23 protein-coding genes are annotated in these 26,548 nt (G+C 32.5%); 12 read left to right on the forward strand and 11 right to left on the reverse strand.

Translation table 11 applies throughout. The features are described 5' to 3' along the window. Positions 1 to 43: 43 nt before the first annotated feature. The 7 genes from ELQ05_RS01345 (at position 44) to ELQ05_RS01375 (ending at position 8,456) form a co-directional block, all read left to right on the forward strand. Positions 44 to 1,504 (forward strand): hypothetical protein, encoded by a 1,461-nt coding sequence (locus ELQ05_RS01345; RefSeq protein WP_134239862.1) that lies wholly within the window; start codon positions 44 to 46, stop codon positions 1,502 to 1,504. 239 nt (positions 1,505 to 1,743) lie between these two features. Next, positions 1,744 to 2,994 (forward strand): phosphoribosylamine--glycine ligase, encoded by a 1,251-nt coding sequence (gene purD / locus ELQ05_RS01350; RefSeq protein WP_070316994.1) that lies wholly within the window; start codon positions 1,744 to 1,746, stop codon positions 2,992 to 2,994. Continuing rightward, on the forward strand, positions 2,991 to 3,443 hold the full coding sequence (locus tag ELQ05_RS01355; RefSeq protein ID WP_002855813.1) for an RDD family protein: 453 nt from the start codon (positions 2,991 to 2,993) through the stop codon (positions 3,441 to 3,443). Before purD ends, ELQ05_RS01355 begins: the two co-directional genes overlap by 4 nt. Continuing rightward, positions 3,433 to 5,481 carry an LPS-assembly protein LptD gene (locus ELQ05_RS01360; protein ID WP_096703105.1) on the forward strand — a complete coding sequence of 683 codons (2,049 nt, stop codon included), beginning with the start codon at positions 3,433 to 3,435 and terminating at the stop codon, positions 5,479 to 5,481. Before ELQ05_RS01355 ends, ELQ05_RS01360 begins: the two co-directional genes overlap by 11 nt. A gap of 69 nt (positions 5,482 to 5,550) precedes the next feature. After that, positions 5,551 to 7,710 (forward strand): polyribonucleotide nucleotidyltransferase, encoded by a 2,160-nt coding sequence (locus ELQ05_RS01365; protein WP_134239863.1) that lies wholly within the window; start codon positions 5,551 to 5,553, stop codon positions 7,708 to 7,710. Further along, complete coding sequence (locus ELQ05_RS01370; protein ID WP_070316992.1) at positions 7,707 to 8,189, forward strand: DNA-deoxyinosine glycosylase; 483 nt, start codon at positions 7,707 to 7,709, stop codon at positions 8,187 to 8,189. The genes ELQ05_RS01365 and ELQ05_RS01370 overlap by 4 nt, the downstream gene beginning before the upstream one ends. A gap of 57 nt (positions 8,190 to 8,246) precedes the next feature. Further along, positions 8,247 to 8,456: a 2-hydroxymuconate tautomerase family protein gene (locus ELQ05_RS01375; RefSeq protein WP_002853198.1), complete on the forward strand. Its 210-nt coding sequence runs from the start codon at positions 8,247 to 8,249 to the stop codon at positions 8,454 to 8,456. On the opposite strand, the gene ELQ05_RS01380 is transcribed toward ELQ05_RS01375, so the two are convergent. Further along, positions 8,453 to 9,115 (reverse strand): DUF4230 domain-containing protein, encoded by a 663-nt coding sequence (locus tag ELQ05_RS01380; RefSeq protein WP_002853958.1) that lies wholly within the window; start codon positions 9,113 to 9,115, stop codon positions 8,453 to 8,455. The genes ELQ05_RS01375 and ELQ05_RS01380 overlap by 4 nt on opposite strands. Positions 9,116 to 9,132: 17 nt before the next feature. After that, on the reverse strand, positions 9,133 to 10,317 hold the full coding sequence (locus ELQ05_RS01385; protein WP_134239864.1) for an MFS transporter: 1,185 nt from the start codon (positions 10,315 to 10,317) through the stop codon (positions 9,133 to 9,135). 53 nt (positions 10,318 to 10,370) lie between these two features. Between ELQ05_RS01385 and ELQ05_RS01390 the strand changes: the two genes are divergently transcribed. Then, the gene (locus ELQ05_RS01390; RefSeq protein ID WP_087684571.1) at positions 10,371 to 10,826 is read left to right on the forward strand and encodes a low molecular weight protein-tyrosine-phosphatase; all 456 of its coding nucleotides are present in this window, start codon (positions 10,371 to 10,373) and stop codon (positions 10,824 to 10,826) included. A gap of 250 nt (positions 10,827 to 11,076) precedes the next feature. Next, positions 11,077 to 12,351 carry a major outer membrane protein gene (locus tag ELQ05_RS01395; RefSeq protein WP_134239865.1) on the forward strand — a complete coding sequence of 425 codons (1,275 nt, stop codon included), beginning with the start codon at positions 11,077 to 11,079 and terminating at the stop codon, positions 12,349 to 12,351. Between the two features lie 115 nt (positions 12,352 to 12,466). On the opposite strand, the gene dnaJ is transcribed toward ELQ05_RS01395, so the two are convergent. After that, positions 12,467 to 13,591 (reverse strand): molecular chaperone DnaJ, encoded by a 1,125-nt coding sequence (dnaJ, locus tag ELQ05_RS01400; RefSeq protein ID WP_070293786.1) that lies wholly within the window; start codon positions 13,589 to 13,591, stop codon positions 12,467 to 12,469. Positions 13,592 to 13,745: 154 nt separating this feature from the next. Between dnaJ and ELQ05_RS01405 the strand changes: the two genes are divergently transcribed. From ELQ05_RS01405 to recR, 3 genes are read left to right on the forward strand one after another with little or no spacing between them, the layout of a single operon-like run. Beyond that, complete coding sequence (locus tag ELQ05_RS01405) at positions 13,746 to 14,417, forward strand: response regulator transcription factor (protein WP_002861955.1); 672 nt, start codon at positions 13,746 to 13,748, stop codon at positions 14,415 to 14,417. Further along, on the forward strand, positions 14,414 to 15,649 hold the full coding sequence (locus ELQ05_RS01410) for an ArsS family sensor histidine kinase (RefSeq protein WP_002933646.1): 1,236 nt from the start codon (positions 14,414 to 14,416) through the stop codon (positions 15,647 to 15,649). The genes ELQ05_RS01405 and ELQ05_RS01410 overlap by 4 nt, the downstream gene beginning before the upstream one ends. After that, positions 15,649 to 16,221, forward strand: a complete 573-nt coding sequence (recR, locus tag ELQ05_RS01415) for a recombination mediator RecR (protein ID WP_002901297.1) — start codon at positions 15,649 to 15,651, stop codon at positions 16,219 to 16,221. Before ELQ05_RS01410 ends, recR begins: the two co-directional genes overlap by 1 nt. Here the strand turns inward: recR and ELQ05_RS01420 are convergent. The 8 genes from ELQ05_RS01420 to tyrS all read right to left on the reverse strand — a co-directional run bounded on the left by ELQ05_RS01420 (position 16,218) and on the right by tyrS (position 26,542). Then, positions 16,218 to 16,754: a HyaD/HybD family hydrogenase maturation endopeptidase gene (locus ELQ05_RS01420; RefSeq protein ID WP_002933633.1), complete on the reverse strand. Its 537-nt coding sequence runs from the start codon at positions 16,752 to 16,754 to the stop codon at positions 16,218 to 16,220. The genes recR and ELQ05_RS01420 overlap by 4 nt on opposite strands. Continuing rightward, the gene (cybH, locus tag ELQ05_RS01425) at positions 16,751 to 17,443 is read right to left on the reverse strand and encodes a Ni/Fe-hydrogenase, b-type cytochrome subunit (RefSeq protein ID WP_087684564.1); all 693 of its coding nucleotides are present in this window, start codon (positions 17,441 to 17,443) and stop codon (positions 16,751 to 16,753) included. The genes ELQ05_RS01420 and cybH overlap by 4 nt, the downstream gene beginning before the upstream one ends. Before the next feature lie 11 nt (positions 17,444 to 17,454). Continuing rightward, positions 17,455 to 19,170, reverse strand: a complete 1,716-nt coding sequence (locus ELQ05_RS01430; RefSeq protein ID WP_096703103.1) for a nickel-dependent hydrogenase large subunit — start codon at positions 19,168 to 19,170, stop codon at positions 17,455 to 17,457. Positions 19,171 to 19,172: 2 nt separating this feature from the next. Then, positions 19,173 to 20,312, reverse strand: coding sequence for a hydrogenase small subunit (locus ELQ05_RS01435; RefSeq protein WP_002860472.1), 1,140 nt, complete (start codon positions 20,310 to 20,312; stop codon positions 19,173 to 19,175). Between the two features lie 119 nt (positions 20,313 to 20,431). Continuing rightward, positions 20,432 to 22,273, reverse strand: a complete 1,842-nt coding sequence (gene mnmC, locus ELQ05_RS01440) for a bifunctional tRNA (5-methylaminomethyl-2-thiouridine)(34)-methyltransferase MnmD/FAD-dependent 5-carboxymethylaminomethyl-2-thiouridine(34) oxidoreductase MnmC (RefSeq protein ID WP_134224570.1) — start codon at positions 22,271 to 22,273, stop codon at positions 20,432 to 20,434. After that, positions 22,270 to 24,249 (reverse strand): N-acetylmuramoyl-L-alanine amidase, encoded by a 1,980-nt coding sequence (locus tag ELQ05_RS01445; RefSeq protein ID WP_087684559.1) that lies wholly within the window; start codon positions 24,247 to 24,249, stop codon positions 22,270 to 22,272. Before ELQ05_RS01445 ends, mnmC begins: the two co-directional genes overlap by 4 nt. Beyond that, a complete protein-coding gene (locus tag ELQ05_RS01450) occupies positions 24,249 to 25,340 on the reverse strand; it encodes a nitronate monooxygenase (RefSeq protein ID WP_070295729.1) in 1,092 nt (363 codons plus the stop codon). Before ELQ05_RS01450 ends, ELQ05_RS01445 begins: the two co-directional genes overlap by 1 nt. Then, complete coding sequence (gene tyrS / locus ELQ05_RS01455; RefSeq protein WP_002881322.1) at positions 25,337 to 26,542, reverse strand: tyrosine--tRNA ligase; 1,206 nt, start codon at positions 26,540 to 26,542, stop codon at positions 25,337 to 25,339. Before tyrS ends, ELQ05_RS01450 begins: the two co-directional genes overlap by 4 nt. Between the last annotated feature and the right edge of the window lie 6 nt (positions 26,543 to 26,548).

Consider the following 26,548-nt stretch of genomic DNA (forward strand, 5'->3'; position numbering starts at 1 on the left):
AAAATAAGGCTAGAATTTATTCAAGAAATTTCAAGGAAGAAATATGCATGGAAAAATAGCTATTTATATGGATTCTACAGGACGTGGAACCGTTACAAACTCAGCAAATACCTTTTTTGACTTCAATCGCCAAATTTGGAATGATAAAAAAAGTATGCCAAGTGTTGGCATGCTTGTGGAATTTAGAACTCTTTCTAGCGAAAAAAAAGCAGAAGACGGCAAGCCCGTTCAAACAAGCAAAACCATAACAGGTATAAAACCTTCAAAATTTCAAGAATTTAAAGAAGGGGATTTTATCACTGAGCATGATTTTTGGAAAACTGATAATGATGATGAATTAGAAGACTTGCAAAACTCAAGAAGAAGTGCTTATATAACAGAACTTTATAGAACAACAGACTTTGACACTATAGAAAAAATTCCTCTTTCTTTTACTATACCTCAAGCTATACAAAAATATTTTGCCCATGAAATTTTATCCGTAGAAACGCTTCAAGCCAATCTACAAGATGAAAAGGAAATTCCTTGCATACTTGATTATCTTATACTTAAAAGATTTTTATTTAAAGCTTATGATACTTTAATTTTTATGGATAATAGCATAGACCAAACCCAATTTAGCGCATTAAAAAGCATCATGATGCATTTAGAGAATTCATACAAGCAAATGATAGTTGATCAAAAACCAAATATCACTAAAATTTTTAACGAAACTTTTTTATCTTTGCAGTGTCATTACCAAGCTTTAGTAGCCACCATAGATACAAGAAAAAATCGTCTAGCCTCGCTTGAAGCACAAATGAAAACTTTACAATCTGAAATAAATCTTAAAAGCAATGCGGCCAATGCAGACCCTGAAAAACTTAAAGCTCGACAAGAAAGATTAACTAAACTACAAAAAGAAGCAGAATACTACAGAACAACACTAAAAAGACTTGATGCTATAAGGGAAGATTTTTATAAGAAAAATTACAATATTTTCGAAAATGCTTTTAAACTTTCACGAGAAAAGCTCTTTAAAAAAATTGTCACAGGTTTAAATCTATGCGCAACCATAATGGATGTTAAAATTTGGCACTTATCTTTAAAATCATCAGGGGTTAAAAATTCTTATTTTACTATGAGTAATATAGAAAATTCTTTCTGTTCTCTTTCTTTTGCAGAACATTACTTAAGTCGCTTAAATAAATCCGCTCTAAATCCTTTTGATCAAAAACTTTTAGTGTATATTCAAAAAATCACAAGAGAACAAAGAAAAAAATTTTTAGTTGTCACATCGGATTTAGATTTATTATGCAAATTAAAAATTGAAAACTTTTCACAAAATCCGTATTATTTAGTAAAATACGCACCTAAAAAAGTAAATTATCAGTCTTTAATGCGTGATAACACCTTTGATATAGTCTATATTGATGAAAAACATGTTTGGGAAAATGTTGCCGATATTATTTTACAAGGAAAGCATTTTGACAAATCAGGAAAAACCAAATTTAAACTGATTTAAGACATAGAAATTTAAGCTAAATTAAGTTATAATTTCCTTGCCTAAACAGTTTGTGGTATTTAAAGTGATCCAACACATTTTTATTAACTGCGATTGTGTGATTTACCGTGTTCTGTGGCATCGTTTGAGCTTTGAAAAAAGCGAGAAGTTGCAGCCTTTAAAAATTACCTAGCGGTTTTCTTTGACTTTTTGGGGTCAATCTTTGTTAAACGGCTGTTTGGGTTTAAAAGGAGATATAAATGAAAATAATGATTTTGGGTAGTGGTGCAAGAGAATACTCTATTGCTTTAGCCTTAAGAAGAGTAGACAAAAATTTAGAGTTTTATTTTGCTCCTGGAAATGGCGCTACCGAAAGTCTTGGAACAAATTTAAACCTAAAAGATCCAGTAGTTTTAGCAACCTATGCAAAAGAAAAAGGTTTTGATCTTTGTATAGTAGGAAGTGAAAGTTTTTTAGCTGAAGGGGTTGTAGATATTTTTAAACAACAAGGACTTGCTATTTTTGGGCCAAGTAAAGCTGCTGCAATGCTTGAAACCTCAAAATCTTTTATGAAAAGCTTTCTTAAAAAATACCGTATCAAAACAGCCAAATTTTTAAACACGAATGACATTGAAAAAGCAAAAAATTTTATATATAGTTTAACCCCTCCTATAGTAGTAAAAGCCGATGGACTTTGCGCAGGAAAAGGTGTTATCATAGCTAAGACTCATAAAGAAGCCATAGAAGAAACAGCTAAAATGCTGAGCGGAGAAAGCTTTGGAGATGCTGGAAAACTCGTTGTAATTGAAGAATTTTTAGATGGTTATGAATTAAGCATTTTTGCAGTATGTGATGGCAATGATTTTGTTTTACTTCCTGCAGCACAAGATCACAAAAAATTACTCGACAATGATCAAGGACCAAATACTGGTGGAATGGGTGCTTACGCTCCTAGCTCTTTAGCGAATGAAAGCTTGCTTAGAAAAGTTCAAAAAGATATTATTTTACCAACTTTAGCAGGCATGAAAAAAGAAGGAGCGGAATTTTGTGGTGTTTTATTTATAGGCGCTATGATCGTTGGAAATAAACCTTATGTATTAGAATTTAATGTTCGCTTTGGCGATCCTGAATGTGAAGTTTTAATGCCTTTAATCGAAGATCCTTTAGAGCTTATTTTAGCTGCTACTCAAAGACGCTTAAGACACGCAAAAATCAAAATCAAAAAAGAATTTGCAGTAGGGGTTGTATGCGCTAGTGAAAACTATCCTTACAAAAGTTCACCAAAAAGTGAAATTACTGTAAATAACATTCCTGAAAACTCTCATATCTCTTATGCTGGAGTAAGCCTAGAAGATGGCAAATTAATGGCTGATGGTGGAAGAGTTTTGGTTTGCGTTGGCACAGGAAAAAGTATAGAAGAAGCACAAAAAAATGCTTATAAACTTTGTGATAATGTAAATTTCAAAGGAAAGCAATACAGAAAAGACATCGCTCATCAGGTTCTTAAATGAAAGAAAACTTACAAGACCGCTTAGAGCGTGAAAATCTAAAAATAGCAAGTTTTGGAAAAAGAGTTTTAGCTTTTTTAATCGATGATATGGTTATTTCTTTGATTGTGTTTATCATTTTTTATGATCGTCTAATCCAAGCAAAAGATTTATTTGAAACAACTCAAATTATAGGAAATTTTTATCTTGGCTTCATCTTACTTCATTTTAGTTATCAAGCAATTTTTACTTATCTTTATGGGGCGAGTTTGGGAAAAATATTATGCAAAATTATCATCTTGGATGAAAATCTTCTTGACAAACCCAATCTCATCCAAAGTTGCATCAGATCTGCCATAAGACAGGTTAGTGCTATGGCGTTTATGCTTGGGTTTGCTTGGGCTTTAAGCAATGATTTACGCAAAGCTTGGGAAGATTATCTAGCAAGGACAATAGTAGTCGATGTGGCGTAAATTTTCCCTATTACTAGGAACTAGCATAGCTTTAAGTGCAGCACAAGTTGATATTTACGCTCTTGATGCAAAAAAAGAAGGTGATATTCTTACTGCAAACAATGATGTTATTATTTTTTCTGATTTTTATTTCATCACTGCCAATAAAGCAATTTACAATGAAAAAACCGGAGATGTTGAGCTTTTTGGCGATGTTAACATCCTAAGGGGACAAAACGAAAGATCGCATTCTGATTATGCTAAAATCAACCTAAATTCCAATCAAGCCGATTTTAGTAATTTTTTCTTTTCCAATAACAATCTTGAAGTATGGTTTCAAAGCAAAACAAGCCATCTAAATGATAAAGTCTTTGAAAGCAAAATTTCAGCAGTTTCAAGCTGCAATGTTGAAGATCCTGATTGGGAAATTCGTTTTTCAAAAGGCTGGCTTAACCGGGAAACCAATTTTGTTCATCTTTACAATGCAAGATTATATGTTAAAAATACCCCAGTTTTTTATCTACCTTATTTTGGATTTAGCGCTGATACTCATAGACAAAGCGGGCTTTTAATCCCAAAAATCGTTTTAAAAAGTAGCGAAGGCTTATACTATGAACAACCTATTTATATAGCCACTCAAGAAAATTGGGATTTAGAACTTGATCCACAAATTCGAACAAACCGTGGTTTTGGACTTTATTCTACTTTAAGATTTCTTGATTCTCCATATTCAACAGGAGAATTAAATTTTGGTGCTTTTAGGGAAAATAGCTCCTATTTTCACGATGAAAATTTGAAAAATCAAACCCACTATGGAATAGAACTAAAATACTCAAGAGATGATTTAATTAAATCTTTACTCAGTGATAATTTTCAAGAAGGCCTATGGATAGATGCAACCTATCTCAACGATGTGGATTATTTAAATTTAGGAAGTAGGGATTATCGAGATCTTAACTCGCTTGTAACCTCCAAAATCAATTATTTTTTAGCCGATGAAAACAATTTTTACGGAGCTTATGCAAGATATTATATCGACACATCTAAACTTAACAACAATACAACCTTACAAGAATATCCAAGCTTTCAATATCATAGATTTTTAAATAACCTTTTTGATGAACGCTTGCGTTATTCATTTGATGCTTCATTTCATAATTTTTACCGACCTTCTGGTTCTTATGCAAATGAGCTAAATTTAGACTTGCCTATCTCGTATCACAATGCTTTTTTTGGAGATTTTTTACACTTTACTTTTACAGAAAAATTTTATGCTTCTTTTGTAAATTATAGCAACGATCCCGAAAGAAACCATGAGCATTATTTCAGAAACACTCATGATTTTAATCTCTACGCCGATCTTTCAAAAGCTTATGAAAATTTCTTTCATACTTTAAATTTAGGGGTGAATTACGTTTTACCAGGAGCAAAATCAGGTAAAATCACGCAAGATTATCTTGAAGAATACGACAAAGAAAACGAACATACAAGTCTTTATGCTGTGCAGTATTTCTATAACAACGAAGGACAAAAAAAACTCAAACACAGAATTTCACTTGACTATCTCAATAAACAAAACGAATTCTATGAACTTGAAAATCTTTTAACTTATTATTTTAATGAAAACATCAATCTCAACAGCGAAGTGCTTTACTCTTATGAGCAAAGTCGCTTTACCAATGTCATCAGCCAAATAGAAGTCAATACAAATTCAAAATTTAATTGGATGTTTTCTCATGCTTATCAAAACGATGAGTATGGAAAATATAGCTTTATTGGTACAAGAGCAAATTATATTGCCACACCTAATTACAATTTATTTGGTGGAATTTGGTTTGATACTCAAAGAGCTCATGCAAACATGTGGGAACTTGGCTACACCTACCAAAGAAAGTGTTGGAACTATTCTGTAATGTATAGAGAAAGAATCGATCCACAACTCACAAGTGGTGGTATCACAGCTAAAAATCAAAGCGGAGTTTATTTTATTTTCAACTTCTATCCTTTAGGAGGAGTAAAATACGATTTCTCTTTAGCAGAAAGTGAAAACAAAATTTAAAAAGGATGAAATTTGCTAAATATTTTAAAAAATTTTACGAATTTATTATCTGGTAAAAAAGGAAAAATAATGCAATACAGCATAGAAATTAACAAAAATACAGAAATATTTGATATAGATAAAATCGCCAAACAAGCTGCCGGTGCTGTTTTAATGAGACAAGGCAAAAGCGTTGTTCTAGCTACAGTTGCAAGAGAAGAAAAACAAGTTGAAGAAGATTTTTTACCTCTAACCGTCCAATACATCGAAAAAGCTTATGCCGCAGGAAAAATTCCTGGTGGTTATGTCAAAAGAGAAACCAAGCCAAGCGATGCAGAAACCTTAACAGCACGCATTATTGATAGAAGCTTACGCCCTCTTTTTCCAAAAGGCTATGCTTATCCGACTCAAATCGTTGTGATGGTTCTCTCAGCTGATCCTAAAGTAGATTTGCAAGTAATGAGCTTAAATGCCGCAAGCGTGGCACTTTATCTTAGTGATATACCTATGAAAGCTCCAGTATGTGGTGTGCGTATAGGAAAGATAGATGGAAATTTCATACTCAATCCAAACAATGAAGAGCTTCAAAATAGCACCCTAGACCTCTATGTAGCAGGTGTAAAAGATGAGCTTTTGATGATAGAAATGAGAACCTTACCTGATCAAAAAGAAAATGAAATCTTTATCGAAGCTCCTTATGCTGATGTTTTAACTCAAACCACTTCACAAAATATGAATGAACTTAGCGAAGATGAAATTTTAGAAGCTCTAAATTTAGCTCAAAAAGCTATATTAAATGGTTCAAATGCTTATGAAGAAGCCTTTAGCAAACACAAAAAAAATTCTCAAATCGAACTAAAAAATGAGATTGAACATCCTGAAATTTTAGCTTTTATAGAAAATAATTTCCAAAAACAAATCAAAGAAGCTATCAATCAAATGGCAAAAAGCGAAAGAGCAAGCGAACTAAATAAAATCGCTAAAGAAATTTTAAATCTTGAAATCGCTAAAGACTGGAGCGAAGAAAGTGTCTTAAATACCTTAGCTAAAGTCAAACGCAAACTTATTCGTGAGCAAATTTTAAATGAAGGCAAAAGAGCTGATGGTAGAAGTTTAAACGAGGTTCGTCCTATCAGTATAGAAACCAATATCTTGCCAAACGCTCATGGCTCTTGTCTTTTCACTCGTGGACAAACTCAAGCTCTAGTTGTTGCAACCTTAGGCGGAGAAAACGATGCTCAAATGATAGACTTGCTTACAGAAAAAAATCCTATAAGCGAACGCTTTATGGTAAATTATAATTTTCCAGGTTTTTCAGTAGGCGAAGCAAGTCCTATCAAAGCTCCAGGAAGAAGAGAACTAGGACATGGAAATTTAGCCAAAAGAGCACTTTATCCAAGCGTGGATGAAAACTATCCTTATGTAATCCGCTTAGTCAGTGAAATTTTAGAAAGCAATGGCTCAAGTTCTATGGCAACGGTTTGTGGCGGATCTTTAGCCTTAAAAGCAGCAGGAGTGCCAAGCTTAAAACTTGTTGCAGGAGTAGCCATGGGGCTTATCTTTGAAGATAACAAGCATGCTGTTTTAACAGATATTATGGGACTTGAAGATCATGATGGGGATATGGACTTTAAAGTAGCAGGAAGCAAAGACGGCGTTACTGCTCTTCAAATGGATATAAAACTAGGTGGAATCGATCAAGAAACACTAAAACAAGCTTTATATCAAGCCAAAGAAGGAAGAATTCACATCCTAAATATCATGGAAGAAGCTGCAAAAGAAATCATAGTCAATGAAGAAATTTTACCTAAATTTGAGCTTTTTAGCGTTGATCCTTCAAAAATCGTTGATATCATAGGACAAGCTGGAAAAACCATCAAAGAAATCATAGAAAAATTTGGCGTTTCTATAGACTTAGATCGCGAAAAAGGTGAAGTAAAAATAGCAGGTAGTCAAAACGAGCAAATCAAAGCCGCAAAAGACTACATCATAAACATCACAAGCTCTCAAAAAGGAACTAAAAAAGGCTCTAAAGACAAAGATATATCAGGCTTTGAACTTGGGCAAGAATTTCAAGGTATTGTTAAAAAAATCGCTCCTTTTGGAGCCTTTGTGGAACTTAAAAATGGTGTTGATGGTTTATTGCATAGTTCAAAAAGCAAGCATCTTAATTTAAGCGAAAACCAAAGCTTAAAAGTTAAAATTAGCGAAATTAAAAACGGAAAAATTTCTGTGGATTTGTGTGAGTGAGTGAATTTCTAACTCATCCTTTTGAGCCTTTTTTTGACAAAGATTCTAAAATCTTAATTTTAGGATCTTTTCCTTCTATTAAATCAAGACAAGACGGCTTTTATTATCAACACCCAAGAAATCGTTTTTGGCCTATACTAGAAACACTTTTTGATGTAAAATTAGAAAATATCACAGAACAACAAGCCTTTTTAAGAAAAAAACATATCGCTCTTTGGGATGTACTTCAAAGTTGCAAGATAAAAAATTCAGATGATAAAACCATAAGTTATGCAAAAGCCAATGATTTAAACCTAATCCTTTCTCAAACCAAAATTCAAGCCATTTTTACTACAGGACAAAGTGCTTATAGATTTTTTGTTAAATTCCACCCTCACTTAGAAGCCATAGCTCTACCCTCAACTTCTCCTGCAAATTTAAATTTTTCTTTTGAACAGCTTTTACAAAACTATGAAATAATCAAAAAATTTACAAAATAAAAGAATATTTTAATTTTTTAGATTTTAGAATAATTATAAAATTTTAAGGAGCTAAAAATGCCTTTTGTAAATATACGCATCACCAAAGAAAACGGAGAACCTACAACAGAACAAAAACAAGAGCTTATCGCAGGAGTAACGGATTTGCTTGCTAAGGTTTTAAACAAAAATAAAAGCTCGACTGTGGTAATTATCGATGAAATCGATACGGATAATTACGGACTAGGTGGAAAAAGCATTACCCAAGCAAGAAAAGAAAAAAGCTAGTTTACATCTAGCTTTTGTGTGTTATCCTTAAATTCAAATTCCACTCTCTTAGCCCCAAAACCTTTAGCAATAGCTTCTAAAGTATCTTTAGCACTTTTATGAATTTTGCTTTCTAAATTTTGGATAAGATTTAAAGACAAGTCTTTAACCTCATCTTTGGCTTCTTTTATGAGTTTGTTTTTATCACTTTCACTAAAACTAATCCCCGTACTATTGATAGAATCAGGCAGTAAAAAAGGTAAAAATTTAGCATTTTTTTCATCATAAAATTTCATATCTATGATGCTGTGTTTGTATCTACACTCTGGCATGATGATCTTATAAGCATCGTCCCCTAAAGGCAAAATATCAAAGTTTTTATCCCTTAAATCATACAAGAAAGTGATCTCAAATTCAAAAATCAAAGCAATCTGCCTTTCACTCAAAGACCACCCTAAAAGATTTTTCCAAATTCCATTAAAAGCACTATCTTTTTTAGTGACAATCTCCTTGCTAAAAACCTGAAAAACACTTAATTCTCCTATGGATTTAAGCTGCATGATATCGCTAAAACTTTGCGTGCTTTTTTCTTCTATTTTAGGGCTTTTATACTGCCTAAAAAGCACTACAAACAAAAGCACAAGTAAAATCATCACTAAAACAAATAAAATCATTTCCATTTTAAACCTTTCTAAATTTATAAACCTTGATTTGAAAAGATATATTTTTTCTCAAACGCCAAGAAAATAAAAGCATTAATGATAAAAATCAAACACACAAAAGTAAAAACAAATTCCACGCTAAAATGAGAAGCTATAAGCCCTCCGCCAAAAGCACCGCAAAAATTTCCCAAAAATTGACAAGTTTGATTAAAACCAAAAATCACACTTAAATTTTTAGCACTCACACTTTTTTTAAGCAAGGCATTCACACAAGGCAAAAGCCCTCCAAGTCCTACACCTATAAGTAAACGCACGAAAATAAGCATATAAACATTACTTGCTACAGCCTGTAAGTAAAAGCAAATTCCACAAAATATCAAAGCTCCAAAAATAATTTTACTAGGCCCTATCTTATCAGCGATTTTTCCAAGTTTTGGTGCGAAAAAAAGATTACTAATCCCACTTGCAGCCACCACTATACCCGCCCAAAGAGCCAAATTTCCACCTTGATGAATTTGCTCAACATAGATACTTAAAATCGGCATCACTCCAAAAGTACCAAATTGTATCACAAAAGTAGTGATAAAAAGAACGATGATAAGGGTTTTGTTTTCTTTCACTTTTTGAGTATTTTTCTTCGCCTCTTTTTGAATTTTTCTCTCATGGATGAAAAAATAAATCGTCACAAAAGAGCAAGCGATCAAAAAAGCCACCACATCAAAAACCGCACTAATGCTAAAAAATTCAGCCACAAAGCCACCAAACAAAGGTCCAAGTAAACTTCCACTTATAGAAGCCGTAGAAAGAGTTCCTAAAGCATAAGCCACTTTTTCTTTAGGCGCTATCACGGCGATAAACACAACAGCGGCAGAAGTAAAACCTGAAATTATCCCTGTTAAACCCCGCACAAAAACCACTTCTAAGGCACTATGAGCAAAGCTAAGCCATAAGGTTAAAACCGACATTCCAAAACTTGCACGAAGAAGCATATTTTTATAACCATACTTTGCGCCCAAAAAAGCCCACAAAGGTGAAAAAACAGCCATAAAAAGCGGAGTGACCCCAAAAGCAAGTCCTGAATAAAACGCTATTTCACTCGTATCAACATGTCCTAGTTCTTTGATATAAAAAGGCAAAATCGGAGCGATTTGACTAAGCCCCATACTTGTGGTAAAAACACCAAACCAACACACGAGCAAAGTTCTATTGAAATTTTCCATGGATTTATTGTATGATATTTTTTATAATTTTTAATTAAAACTCAAGGATAAAAATGAAAAAAATACTCTTTATATGCTTAGGCAACATATGCCGTTCGCCTATGGCAGAATTTATCATGAAAGATCTTGTCAAAAAAGCAAATTTAGAAAAAGAATTTTTTATAAGCAGTGCTGGAACTTCAGGAGAACACGATGGAGAAGATATGCACTATGGCACCAAAAACAAACTTGCTCAACTTAATATAGAACACAAAAACTTCACAAGCAAAAAACTCACTCAAAAACTTTGCGATGAAAGCGATTTTTTAATCACCATGGACAATTCTAACTTCAAAAATATTTTAAAAAACTTCACCAACACCCAAAACAAAATTTTAAAAATCACTGATTTTAGTCCTAGTCTAAACTACGATGAAGTCCCTGATCCTTGGTATAGCGGGAATTTTGATGAAACTTATAAAATTTTATCCCTAGCTTGTAAAAATTTACTTGTTTTTTTATCAAAATAATTTAAAACAACTATATATTACTTCTCGTTTACTTTTCAGGCTTATACTTCTAAATGAACCGAAAAACATTCATAAGAAAAACTCCTTAAAATTACACGCCTAGCTTAAATCCCTTTAGCTAGGCTTTTCTTTAGATGTTTTTATCCTTCGGATTTAAAATTTTTACTATTTTAAGTGCTTCTTAAGAAAAAACTCCAAATTTATGTGCTACAATTATGATGTTTTATTAATTTTGACAAGGAGAATTCTCATGAAACTAGTTAAACTTAGTTTAGTTGCAGCTCTTGCTGCAGGTGCTTTTTCAGCAGCTAACGCTACTCCACTTGAAGAAGCGATTAAAGATGTTGATGTATCGGGTGTATTAAGATACAGATACGATACAGGTAATTTTGATAAAAATTTCATTAACAACTCAAATTTAAACAACAGCAAACAAGATCACAAATATAGAGCACAAGTTAACTTCAGTGCTGCTATAGCTGATAACTTCAAAGCTTTTGTTCAATTTGACTATAATGCTGCTGATGGTGGCACTGGTGTTGATAACGCAACAAATGCCCAAAAAGGACTTTTTGTTCGTCAATTATACTTAACTTATACAAATGAAGATGTTGCTACAAGCGTAATCGCTGGTAAACAACAACTAAACACTATCTGGACAGACAATGGTATCGATGGTTTAGTTGGAACAGGTGTTAAAGTAGTAAATAACAGCATCGATGGTTTAACTCTAGCTGCTTTTGCTGTAGATAGCTTCATGGCTGAAGAACAAGGTGCAGATTTATTAGGACACAGCAATATTTCATCTACTAATAATTCAGCTCCTTTTAAATACGACTCAATTGGAAATCTTTATGGTGGTGCTGCTGTAGGTTCTTATGAATTCTTAGGTGGACAATTCAACCCACAATTATGGTTAGCTTATTGGGATCAAGTAGCATTCTTTTATGCTGTAGATGCAGCTTATAGCACTACCATCTTTGATGGAATCAACTGGACACTTGAAGGTGCTTATTTAGGAAATAGCATTGATAGCGAACTTGATAAAACTACACATACTAATGGTAACTTATTTGCTTTAAGAGGTAGTGTTGAATTAAATGGTTGGGATGCTAGTCTTGGTGGTTTATACTATGGTGATAAAGAAAAAGCTTCTACAGTTGTAATCGAAGATCAAGGCAATATTGGTTCTTTACTTGCAGGTGAGGAAATTTTCTATACTACTGGTTCAAGACTAAATGGTGACACTGGTAGAAATATTTTCGGTTATGTAACTGCTGGATATACTTTCAACGAAACAGTTCGCGTTGGTGCTGACTTCGTATACGGTGGAACAAAAACAGAAACTGTTGATCATTTAGGTGGCGGTAAAAAACTTGAAGCTGTTGCAAGAGTAGATTACAAATACTCTCCAAAACTTAACTTCTCAGCATTCTATTCTTATGTGAACCTAGATGAAGGTGTAAACACTAAAGAAAGTGCTGATCATAGCACTGTAAGACTTCAAGCTCTTTACAAATTCTAAGAAGTTTTTAAGTTAACTTTAAGGCGGGGTTTTGCTCCGCCTTTTTTTATGCCTGATTTTTAAAACTTAAATTTATATAAAAAAGATTTTCCCAAGCTAAAAAGCTTTAGGAAAATTAAGACTTAAACCAATTAGCGATTTTTTCAAAAAGTCCTTTTTGCTCTTGATGCATACCATCTTTGATACCAAAACTTTCACTTAGTTTTTCTAAAAGTTCTTTTTGTTCATCATTTAAAGAAGTTGGGAATTTGATAGAAATTTGAACAATTTGATTTCCTATGCGAGAGCTATGAACATCTTTTACCCCTTCTTTTTCAAGAATAAATCTTTGTCCGTCTTTAGCACCCTTTGGTAAATTTAAAGTCGCTTCACCGCGTATAGTAGGCACTTTTATACTCTCTCCTAAGATAGCTTGAGTAAAAAACACTGGAAATTCTATATATATATCATCATCATCTCTGATAAAAGTATCATCTTCAGCAGCAATGATCTTAACATACATATCCCCTCTAGTACCATTTTTTGGGATATTTCCTTTAGCATTGACACGAAGTTTCATACCTGTATCTACACCTTCTGGGATATTAAGTTCTACACTATCTTTGCTTTCATTATAACCCAAACCTTTGCAATCGCTACATTTTTCACTAGCTTTTTCTCCACTTCCTTGACAATCAGGGCAAGTTTGTGCAAAAGTAATAAAACCTTGAGAAATTCCAACCTGTCCCCTACCTTGACACTTTGGACAAGTTTGAAGTTTTCCATCTTTAGCCCCTGTTCCATTGCAAGTTTTACAAGAGCATTTATAAGTAAAGTCTATATTTTTCTTACAACCAAAAACCGCTTCTTTAAAACTTAATTTTAAATTAACGATAAAATCTGAAGGGATTTTCTCATCATTTGAACTTTTTCTACGACGTGATGATGAACCAAAGCCTTCTCCAAAAAAACTAGAAAATATATCTCCTAAATCCTCAAAACCACCAAAACCTGAACTACTAGAACCAAATCCACCGCCTTTTAAAGCATCTTTTCCATATCTATCATAAATAGCTCGCTTTTCATCATTACTTAAAACCTCATAGGCTTCATTAACAAGCTTAAATTTCTCTTCTGCTTCTTTATCGCCTTGGTTTCTATCGGGATGATATTTTAAAGCCATTTTTCTATAGGCTTTTTTTATGGTTTCTTTATCAGCATTTTGCGTGATTTCAAGAATTTCATAATAACTTATTTCCACATTATTCCTTTAAAAAATTTAAAATTTTGCTAGAATTTTAATCTTAAAAATTCAAAAATCTAATTTTAGCAAAAATAAAATCAATAATTTATCAAATTTTAAATAAAATTATGCAAATATTATAAATCTTAGATAAAATTTAAAGGATACTAAAATGATTAATGTGTTGATGATAGAAGATGATCCTGATTTTGCGCAATTATTATCTGAGTATTTAGCACAGTTTAATATTAAAATCACAAATTTTGAAAATCCTAAAAGCGCCTTAAATGTAGGCGTTCAAGGCTATGATTGTCTAATATTGGATTTAACTTTACCAGGAATTGATGGTCTTGAAGTTTGTAGAGAAATCAGACAAAAAAGCAATATTCCCATTATCATCTCATCAGCTAGAGGCGACTTAAGCGATAAGGTTGTAGGTCTTCAAATTGGTGCCGATGATTACCTACCAAAGCCTTACGATCCAAAAGAAATGTATGCAAGGATTATGAGTCTTATTCGTCGCACAAAAAGAGTTGAACACGCAAATAATGAAAATATTAACTCCGCTTTCAAAATCGATGAAAGAAGGCATGAGATCACCTATGAAGATAAGGTTTTAACACTTACTCCTGCTGAGTTTGAAATTTTAGAATATCTTATCCAGCAGCACGGATATAGCGTTTCAAGAGAACAGCTTGTAAGTCGCTGTAAAAATCTAAAAGATAAAGATTCTAAAAGTCTCGATGTTATCATCGGTCGCTTAAGAGTAAAAATAGGAGATAGTTCAAAATCTCCAAAACATATTTTTTCTGTTAGAGGTATAGGATATAAACTAATAGGATGACAAAAAATTATTCTATTTATACCAAGCTAATTATTTTATTTGTTGTTACTTTTTTCTTAGTTTGTGTGCTTTTTATCGTTCTTTTGAAAATAGAAGGAAGTGCTTACAACGAAGAAGAAAGTTTAAAACAAGAAAATCTTATAAAAAATTTACTCATCTCCTATGAAAACACTTCAGGCACTAAAATAGGTTCCTATCTTGAAAATAGCGGTTTTAATACTATACAAAATCCCTATCTTGTAAAAAGCATAAGAAATAATGGACAATCACTTTTTAAAGCAAATGGAGAATTTTGCACCCTTTCTTCTTTAAAATATCATAGCAATCTTTATTTTGATGTTCAATGTAAAGATTTTGATGGCTTGTATGAAGAAAATACTAGTGATAGAGTTTATAATCTTTTATTAATAGGATTTTTTTCTTTTTCTTTGATGGTTGTTTTTATGTATTTTTCGGTATTAAAATCTTTAGAACCTTTAAAAAAATTAAGAAGGCAAGTTGCTAAAGTTGCAAATGGGGAGCAACCTGATTTTTTAGACTATCAAGAAGATGAAGTAGGTAAAATCGCCTTTGAATTTCAAAAAGCTTTCAAAAAAAATCAAGAATTAATCCAATCAAGACAACTGTTCCTAAGAACAATTATGCATGAGTTAAAAACCCCTATAGGAAAAGGGAGAATCATTTCTGAAATGATCAAAGAAGACAGACAAAAAGAAAGACTTATCGCTATATTTTTACGCATGGATTCTTTGATCAATGAATTTGCCAAAATCGAAAATTTATTTTCAAAAAACTACAACTTACACTTTAAACCTAGTCGTTTTAGCACTATACTTGAGGAAGCTAAAGAACACCTTATGAGAGATGATTTTAATAAAGTTGTAAAAGTCGATATAAGATATGATGCTTTAATCAATGTTGATATGGAAATTTTCTCTGTAATTTTAAAAAATCTTATCGATAATGCCTTAAAATACTCAAACAATGGCACTTGTGAGCTTTTTTGTTGCAAAGAATGTTTTACCATTAAAAATCCAGGCAAGCCTTTAGCAGAGCCTATAGAACATTATCTTGAAGCTTTCACAAGAGAAAAACACAATCAGGTCAAAGGTATGGGGCTAGGACTTTATATAGTTTCAGAAGTATGCAAACTGCATAATTTTGATTTGATTTATTTTTATGATGATGGAAAACATTGCTTTAAAATTTTCTTTGGAGATAAAGAAAAATAATGGCAAAAGGCCTAGAAAAATTCAACGAACTTGTTGAAAGTTTCGCGAATTTACCTACCATAGGAAAAAAAACCGCCATAAGGCTTGCTTATCACCTTTGCATAAATAATCAAATCGATGGTATGAAACTTGCACACAATATAGAAAATGCTATCCGCTTTATAAAACCTTGTGAGCAATGCGGTGCTTTAAGCGAAAATGAGCTTTGTGAAATTTGTAGTGATGAAGAAAGAAATAAAAACATCTTATGTATAGTTGAAAGTCCAAAAGATATACTAACACTCGAAGAGAGTCAAAGCTACAATGGGTTATATTTTGTTTTAGATGACTTAAGTGAAGAAAAACTTGAAAAACTAAAGCAAATCATACTTAAACTAAATACCTCTGAACTCATTTTTGCGTTGACACATAGCATTAATTCTGATGCAACTATCTTTTTTATAGAAGATAAATTTAAAGGCTTAAACCTAACTTTTAGTAAAATCGCTCAAGGAATTCCAAGTGGTGTAAATTTAGAAAATGTGGATTTAATCTCTTTAAATAAAGCTATGAATTTTAGAACAAAAATTTAGTAATTTTTATAAGAAATATCAGCTAATTCTTGCAAAGAAAAATCCGCAATCTTTTCATAAGTAAAACCTTCCTTGCTTAAAAAATCAAGAAAAGTTTTTTCCATGATTTTAGCCCCTTGTATAAGCTCATCTGAGATCTTAAAACTCATTGCTTCAATACGCTTTGGCACACAAGCTAAGATGTGCGTTTTAGGCAAATCTCCTGCAAGTTCCATGTACTGTAAGGTTTGAAGCATTTCTATTTCATGGGCACTTCCACTCCAGCTAATTTTATTAGGCATGGCATCATAAGGAAAGAAAAACACATCTCCTATACTCGCATCTTGTGCTTCTATGCAGTCTAAAACAATAAGTCTATCGTATCGAGCGATGATGTAGCTAAGTTGCAAAGCCAAGGTTCCACCATCAACAAAATCTAAAGTAAATTCAGGATGAGTGAATTTGTAGTTTTTTTCAAGTTGCTTGCAAAGATGAACGCCTAAGCCTTCATCTGCAAACATGATATTGCCTATTCCAAGGACTAAGAATTTCAATGCTTTTCTTCTTTTACATATTTATATCCGCTAATAATAGCATCCATAGCACCATCTTTACCTTTTACTGCGTTAAAAATCGCCATGTAAATATGTACTGGTATAAAAATCATAATCACCCACATCAAAATTCTATGATAAGTTCTTACATCAGCCAAGCCGCCCATTGCAGCTTCAAGCGGTCTTAAAATATGATATAAAAGCCCACCTAAGCCCTCATGATAAGTATGAGTATAAAGAATAAGCCCTGTAAGAATGATACCTAACATCACAAGATAAAAGAAAAAATAAGTTACAAATTGCAAAGGATTATAAACCCCTTTTAAATGCGGGTGTTTTCCTAAGAAAATGTAAAATTTTACTTGTTCTATCCATAATTTGATATTAAAAATATCCCATACACTTCTGCGTTCTTTTGCACTTACCTTATCGCAGAAAAACAAATATACCTTAAAAATAATACAAGCAATTAAAATAAAACCCACCGCTTGATGTACTAAACGATATTTTGCTTGCATAAAATTTACGGGTTCACCGTTACTAATAGGACTTTGAAACACATAAGAAAGATAATACCCTGTGCCAATAAGAATCACTATAGCAATAGCTCTTACCCAGTGCGTTAAACGCAAACCTATGCTAAATTCATATTCAGCTTTTCTTTGCAATTTTTCTTCTTTGTTTTGCATGAAAGCCTCCTTTATAAATTGACATTCACTTTATATTCGCTTAGATTATTACCCTTAGCATCCATTACATGCACCGCACAAGCAATACAAGGATCATAAGAGTGAATTTTCCTAATGATTTCAAGCGGTTGTTTTACATCAGCGATTTTAAGTCCTATCAAACATTGCTCATAACTTCCACCTACGCCATTTGCGTCTTTTGGACTTGCATTCCAAGTAGAAGGCACCACAGCTTGCCAGTTTTCAATGACGCCATTTTTAATTCTACACCAATGACTTAATGTTCCGCGTGGCACATGCCCCATATAGCGTCCTTTGTATTCTTTAGAATTATCGATCACATAAGGAGCACAAGTACTCTGGTCTACTTTTAAATTTTCAACTAAATTATTAAACGCTTTTAAAGTATTATTTGCAACGATTTTTGCTTCAATACAACGAGCAGCTGTTCTTCCAAGTGTGCTAAATACAGCATTTAAAGGAAGTCCTGTTTCTTTTAAGAACTCATCTACCACAGGAACAACATTTTGATTACCTTTAGCATAATTTACAACGATATTTGCTAAAGGTCCTACTTGCATAGGATTTCCTTCATAGCGTGGAGCTTTAATCCAGCTATATTTACCCTTAGTATCAAACACTTTAGAATGGACATTATTTCCATGATGATCTACGCTTTCTCCATCTACAAGTCCTGTATAATTTGGATTTGTTTTGCCATCATAAGGATGTAAAGGTTCATTGTCTGCATACCAAGAATGAGTTGCCTCTTCAGTAATCTTAGCTTCTTCTACTTCATAAACCTTGCTTAGATCTCCATTTTTGATAATACCACTTTCAAAAAGCCATTCATCTCTTCCGATTTGGAATTCTTTAAAGGTATAAAGATTATTTACCCCTATATCATTTAAAACACTTGCTTCATGTGCATAAGCTTTTCCTGCCATCACAAGATCAGGATAATACGCACGATTAACAAAGTCTTGCACTTCTTGGAATTTAACCATATATTCACCCATTCTTGCAGGATCAAGTAAATCCATAACGCAAGTTACACCACCAACGGTTAAGCTTTGTGGATGTGGGTTTTTAGCTCCAAAAATCGCCATACATTGAGCAATGATTCTTTGAATTCTTAAACATTCTAGATAGTGAGAAAGAACGATTAAATTTTGCTCAGGAGTTAAACGATAAGTTGGATGACCATAGTACGCATTAGCAAAAGGTCCTAAATTTCCTTTATCTACAAAAGTTTTAAGTCTTTGTTGCACTTCAAGAAGTTTATCCGCACCTGTTGCATAAGGATTTGAAGTGTATTTAAAAGCTTCATCGCTTGCTTTTTTAACATCAGCACTTAAAGCACTTACCACATCAGCCCAATCAAGCCCATGAAGTTGATAAAAATGCACAATATGATCGTGTAAAAATAAAGCTGCATTCATTAAAGTTCTTGTTAAAAGCGCATTTAAAGGCGGAGTAATACCTAAAGCATTTTCAACAGCAACTATACCTGCTTTATAATGTGAAAAAGTACAAACTCCACAAATTCTTTGCGTCATAAAACCCGCATCTCTTGGATCACGCCCTTTTACTATGGTTTCAATACCACGCCACAAAGTAGAGCCCGCATAAGCTTCTTTTACCACATTGTTATCATCAACAACAACTTCAACTCTTAAATGCCCTTCAATTCTTGTAATAGGATCTACGATTATTTTTTGACTCATTTTTATTCCTTATCTTTTTGCATGGAAGATATAACTGCGTGTGCTGCTATAGCAACGCCTGTGAGTGTAAGCACACCTATACCGATTTTATCTGAAACACTATCCGCACCCAAACCAAAAACAGTATCAAATTTACGACTAGCCATAGGCTCTTCAAAAGGTCCCATAGTATCCCAAAAATTAGGCTCAGAACAACCTATACAACCATGCCCTGCTTGAATAGGCCAAGAAGTGTGCTGGTTAAATCTCTCTCTTGAGCAGTTATTAAAAGTATAAGGTCCTTTACAACCTACTTTATAAAGACAAAAACCTTGTTTTGCTCCTTCATCTCCAAAAGCATGTACAAATTCACCCGCATCAAAATGTCCGCGTCTTTCACAAAGATCATGAATTCTTAAACCATAAGCCCATTTTGGTCTATTATACACATCAAGTGCTGGCAACTCACCAAATAATAAATAATGAAGTACATTACCCACTATATTTTTTTCGCTTGGAGGACAGCCTGGAACATTGATCACAGTTTTACTTGTTACTTTGCTTAAAGGCTGCGCGTTGCTAGGATTTGGTCTTGCGGCTTGAATTCCTCCAAAGCTAGAACAGGTTCCTATAGCAAAAATCGCCAAAGCATTTTCACTTGCCATTTTTGAAAGCTCATAGCCTGTTTTTCCATGTGCGCCTATGGTTAAAAAATGCTCCGTATCACCCATAGGGATACCACCTTCAACCATTAAAATGTATTTATTTTTATGCTTTTGAATGGCACTTTCTAAATTTTCTTCAGCTTGCCAACCTGCTGCAGCCATCACTGTTTCGTGATATTCTAAAGAAATATAATCAAAAATCAAACTATCAATCGTTGGAGTATCACTTCTTAACAAACTCTCACTACAGCCTGTACACTCAGCCATATGAAGCCACACAACAGGAAGCCTATCAGCAAGCTCAGCAGCTTTTGCCACCATAGGAGTAAAACTCGCTGGCAAAGCCAAAAATGCCGTCATAGCACCTGCCCATTTCATAAAATCCCTTCTAGAAAAACCTGACTTTTCTAATGCTTTTGTAATACTATCATTGTCTTTCAAAGAAGGAAGCTTTTCAAGAGTCGATAAACGCGACTCTATTTGATGATAATCAATCATTATATTTCCTTTGTAACATGAAATTTATTCTCTATAATAATAAAATAAAGGAAGTTAAAATAAAGTTAAAAACTTACTATCATAAGCAAATATTAGCATCACTCTTAATTAAAGCTTAATCATAAGCCTTTTTTAAGTTTGCGAATCAAAAATCTTGCAGGGTGAATAGCGTGGATGTATTTTTTTTCTAAACACAAGGGTTCATTATTTATCAATGCACACAAATACCTTGCCGCTAAAACACTTGTACTAAAACCCCTTGACCCATGAGCAAAATTAAAATACAAATTACAAGACATTTTAGCTGGTTTTTGCTCCTTATTTTTTGTCCATAATAAAGCTTTATATTCTTCTTTATAAAACGCTTCATCATAAGCATTTCCAACTATCATAAAGCGATCACTCGAATAAGATCTAAAACCTACTTTAGAACCTATGATTTCTAATTTTGTATTTTTATCTATAAATTCGGCTATATTTTCTATATTTTGTTTATCATCTTCTTCTTTTGATTCTAAACTTGCATTAAGCCTATCATAACTTGCTCCAATCACTTGCAAATCATCTTTTATAGGGCAAATATAAGCCTTAGAAGATAAAGGAAATGGGGTATCTAAAAAAGGTTTTAGATGTGTAACTTGACCTCTTACTTTACTTAATTTCATCTCATCATAAAAAACAAAGTCTTTTGTATCTGCACCCATAGCATAAATCAAAACCGCATAATCACTTTTAACAATATTATTTTTAAAATTTAAACTAAAACACTCATTTTCAAATTTATAAGCTTGAAATTCATGATTAAAATATATACAAGCTTTGCTTTTTTCAAAAAGATTTTTAACCAAATTTTTTGGAAAAATCACTCCACCCCCTTCTAAAAAAGCTTGATTTTTTGAAATTTTAAACAAAATATTTTCTCTTTGTGCGTTAAATCTTTCTTGCATCAAATCATTATGTGCAAACTCCATCACACCTTTAAATTTTAAATCTAAAATTTGTCTATAAAAACGGCTTGCTTCTATAAAAGAAAGCTCTGAAAACTCCCCTAAATTTACCTTAGGCTTTAAGATTAAAGAGCTTAAAATTCCACTTTCATTTCCGCTTGCACCCTTGCCTAATTCTAAATGTTTTTCAAAAACATCTATTTCAAAACCCCTTAAACTAAGCTCATAAGCTAAAACAGCACTTGATATACCCGCACCAATAATAGCTACTTTTTTATTTTTTAAAGATGAAAATGTTCTTGAAAAATACGCTTCTTTGTCTTTAAACTCAAGCTCATTTTCCAAATAAGCTTTAATCATTTCTCTTTTTCTAAAACCTTTGGTTTTTTCTACTCTAAAACCATATTTTTTTAAATTTTTTTGTAAAAAACCTGCCGAAGAAAAGGTGCAAATTTGTGTATTTTTTTTAGAAAGTCTTGCCACTTCAAAGATTAAATTTTCATCAAACATTTGCGAGTTTTTATTTGGAGAAAATCCATCTAAATACCAAACATCAGCTTTAAAATCCAATTCTTTTAAAACAGCTATATCTTCAAAAACAAGATCTAAAAAACAATCTTCAAAATAAAAACGATAAATTCCTTCTTTAGCCTTAGGATAAAATTTTAAAAATTGTTCTAAAAGCTCTTTAAACTCTTCATAAAATCCTAGTTTTTGATAAATTTCTCTTAATTGTTCTTTTTCGATATAAAAAGCTTCTACGCTAATATAAAAAAGTTTTTTAGGACGCTTAGAAGGGGTAGTTTGTAAAAAGCGTTTCAAAGTAAGAAAAAAATTTAAACCTATACCAAAACCACTCTCTGCGATAATAAAATTTTCTTGATTTTTCCATTCAAAAGAATGAGTATAAACAAATTTACTTTCATTTAAGCCATCTTTGGAATTAAAATAAAAATCATCAAAATCCAAAGAAAAAGGAGTATTATCCTTAAAGATTAGCTTAGCTTTTTTCATCGGTTGTTATAAAAATAACTCTCAACTCCATCAGCAATACCCTTAACTAATAAATCTTGAAAAGCTTTATTGGCGATTCTTTTGCCTTCATTTGGATGTGTGATATAGCCAATTTCAATTAAAATTGCAGGCATTTGCGCACCTACTAAAACCCAAAAAGGTGCTTCTCTTACACCGCCATCTACGATTTTATACTTTTTGCGTGTTTGAGTGAGTATATTTTTTTGCACATCAATGGCTAGTTTATTTGAAGCAACGATTTTTTCACGATTTAAGAAATTTAAAATACTTTGTTTTGAGAAATAATTAATCTCTTCAAAATCCCCTTGATTTTCTTTTTCTGCTGCCTTTTTACTTCTTTCACTTCTTGCAGGACTTAAAAAGAAAGTTTCCACGCCTTCGCTACTTTTAGCTTTTGTGGCATTTGGTGCTGCATTAGCATGTATAGAAATAAACAAATCCGCTCTTTTATCATTGGCATATTTGGTTCTATCACGAAGATTGATAAATTTATCCGAACTTCTGGTATAAAGCACTTTATAACCGCGTTTTTTAAGTTCATTTCCAAGTTTTAAAGCCGTGCTTAAAACTATATCTTTTTCTTTTAAACTTCCTTTTTTATCACTTAAGGCACCGCTATCTTTTCCACCATGCCCCGCATCGATAACCACAAGCTTTCCTGATTTGTAATTTGTATTTAAAGTTTTACTAGAACTTTGATTTGCTTTTTTACTCACATTTTGATTTGTAGTTTGTGTATAAAAACCTAAAGTGAGATTTTTATTATCCAACTCCTTTAAGAGTTTAAATTCTTTAGGAGCACTCAAAACCACACGAACAGTTTTTGGATTGTATTGAGTAACTGTAATCACATTTTGTCCAAAAGTAAAGCTTTTTCTATTGCCTTCTAACACACCCTTAAAACTTACAACATATCGGAATTTTTGATCTTTGGTATCAAATACTGCTATTTCTTTTTCATCTAAATCATCGCTTAAATTTAACACCACAGCATTAGAAATTTTATCCACATCTAAAACATATAAAGGCTCTTGATTTTCTTTTTCGTTATTGGTTTTTTTATCTTGTTTTTTTGTTTCTAAAACTTTGGTTTTAATTTCTGTTTTTTGATCTTGCTTTTTCTCTGAAATTTTACTAACTTGCTCAGTCTTTTTTTGGCTAGCAGTTTCTTTTGAAAAAATTAATTTTTCTTCTTTAAAAGATATATCAATAGGAATTTTTTCTTTAGCATAAACCACTATGCGTATGGTTTTGGGATTAAATTGTGAAATTACTAAACGATAGTCATCAAATTTAAACTCTTTTTTACCCCCTTCTAAAACCCCATCAAAATCACTAATAAAACGATAGTTTCCTTTTTCGTCTAAAGCAAAACTTTTTAATTGATCCTTATCCAAATCTGCATTTAGTTCAAACTCTACACCTTGGTTTGTTTTACTTGACTTTAAAACATAAATTTTATCATCGCTTTTTGCTTTAGAAACGATACTACTCTTTGGTGCTTGCGAAGTTTTAGAATTTGTTTTTTCTGTATTTTTTATTTGTTCGTTAGATGATTTTTTTTCATTTTTTTGAACTGTTTTTATAGGTTCAAAAGTTGATTTTTCAGTGTCTTGAGAAATATTTTGAACCTTAATATCTTTAATAACAGCCTTTCTTAAAGCATTGATACTTGCTTCACTTATACCACTTTCTTTTAACTCATTAGCATATGACTTGTCATCTAAATTTAAAGTATTTGAACTGATGATCAATCTTTTTAAAATTTCAATTTTAGCTTTTTCATCTTCATTAATAACACTTTGTATATAAAGGCTTTTGAGCTGATGGTGAAATTTTACTTGTACTTCACTTTTAGAACCGATAAAATTTTTATCGAAATTTGCAAGTTCATTTTCATAAGCTCCAAAAAGAGTTGTGAAAACAAATACTAAAAATACAAAAATTTTAGCCATTATTCACCATTAACCAATTTTTCCATAAGTTCTTTAACACTGATAAGCTTATCTAAACGATATCCATTTGCACCTGTAAAGAAAAGTCCTGTTTCTTTTTTACCTGACCACGCATCAAAAAGCCTATCTGCTATACAATACCCTACTTTAGTCGCCTCTTTTCCGCGTCCACAAGGTGCTACACAATTGCTTATACAATTGATCTTTGGACCCATTCTTTTATCTACCAAATTTAAAAGATTGGTTCTAACCCCACGTGCAGGATAGCCCACAGGAGATTTAATAAGCTCTATATCTTCTTCTTTAGAAGCTAGCAAAACGCTTTTAAACTCTTCACTCGCATCACATTCAAAAGTTCCTATGAAACGCGTTCCCATTTGAACACCACTAGCCCCTAAAGAAATAGCGTTTTCTATATCTTTTTTATCCCAAATTCCACCCGCAGCAATCACAGGAAAAGATCCCCAATTTTTAGCCTCTTCTACCACAGGAGCGATTAATTTTTCTAACTGATAATTTGGATCTAAGCACTGTTCATAAGTAAAACCTTGATGACCTCCACTTTTTGGCCCTTCTAAAACCACTGCATCAGGCAAGCGATTGTAACGGCTTTGCCATCTTTTGCAAATAATTTTTAAAGCCTTTGCAGATGAAATGATAGGCACTAAAGCCACATCAGGAAAATCTGCAGCAAATTCAGGTAAATTTGTGGGAAGTCCAGCGCCTGAAACAATCACATTAAAACCAACTTCACAAGCATCGCGTGCTATTCTTGCATAATCATTACTTGCACATAAGATATTACACCCCAAAGGTGCATCACCACAAACTTTTCTTGCATTATTAATCAAAGCTTGCAAACCCTTGCGTGAGTAAAAATTTTCACTTCCATAAGGCTTAGCATTTAATTCTTTACTTGCATACTTTCTTTCTTCATAATATCCTGTTCCCACAGAAGAAATAATCCCAAGTCCACCATTTAAAGAAACCGCAGATGCCAGTCTATCCCAGCTTATGCCTAGTCCCATTCCCCCTTGAAAAATGGGATATTTTATAGTATGTTTTCCTATTTGTAAGGGTTGTAAATTCATTCTTTTACCTTTAATTTTGCAAATTTTCTTTTACCTATTTGTAAGATGTATTCTCCTTGTTCTAAATGCATTTGCTCGTCGCTAACTTTTTGAGAATTTACACTTACTGCATTAGCACTGATGCTTCTTCTTGCTGCAGAAGTAGAACTTTCCAAACCACATTCAACCAAAGCCTTAGCAAGCCAAATTTTCCCTTGTATTTCAAACTCAGCCATATCACTTGGTAAAGCATTTTGAGAATGAATTCTATCAAATTCAGACTTAGCATTATTAGCCTCTTCTTTGGAGTGAAAACGCTCTGTAATCTCTAAAGCTAAATTTTCTTTAGCTTTTTTAGGATGTAAATTACCTTGTTCTATATCTTTTTTTATCTGCGCAATTTCTTCTAGACTTTTTTGACTTAAAAGTTCATAGTATCTAAACATCAATTCATCACTAATACTTAAAATTTTAGCATACATATCATTAGCTTTTTCTGTAACACCAATGTAATTATTTAAACTCTTACTCATTTTGTTTACACCATCTAAACCTTCGAGTAAAGGCATCATAATCACAGCTTGTTCTTTTCCTATGTTATAAACTCTTTGAAGCTGTCTTCCCATTAAAAGATTAAATTTTTGATCCGTTCCACCCATTTCAATATCGCTTTTTAAAGCCACGCTATCATATCCTTGAAGTAAAGGATATAAAAACTCGCAAATCGAAATAGGGCTTTGCTCTTTAAATCTCTTGGTAAAATCGTCACGCTCAAGCATTCTAGCTACACTAAAAGTTGAAGTAAGTTCTACTATACCCGCAGCTCCAAGTTCATTAAGCCAAGCAGAATTAAACTTAATCTGTGTTTTTTCTTTATCTAAAACCTTAAAAACCTGTGTTTCATAAGTTTTAGCATTGATTAAAACTTGCTCTTTATCCAGCTTTTTACGCGTTGCACTTTTTCCACTTGGATCGCCAATTTGTCCTGTAAAATCTCCAATCAAAAATTGCACAATAGCTCCATGTTTTTGCAAAAAAGCCATTTTTGTTAAAACCACGCTATGGCCTAAATGCAAATCAGGTGCTGTAGGATCAAATCCTGCTTTTATAAAGAAATTTTCACCTTTTTCATAATAATTTTTAATTAAATTTTCTATTCTTTCTTCATCAATAAGCTCTGCACAACCACGCTTAACTTCTGCTAATATTTTTTTTATATCCATAATAAA

Origin of the sequence: Campylobacter sp. US53, from assembly GCF_004378995.1 — a bacterium.
GTDB lineage: Bacteria > Campylobacterota > Campylobacteria > Campylobacterales > Campylobacteraceae > Campylobacter_D > Campylobacter_D jejuni.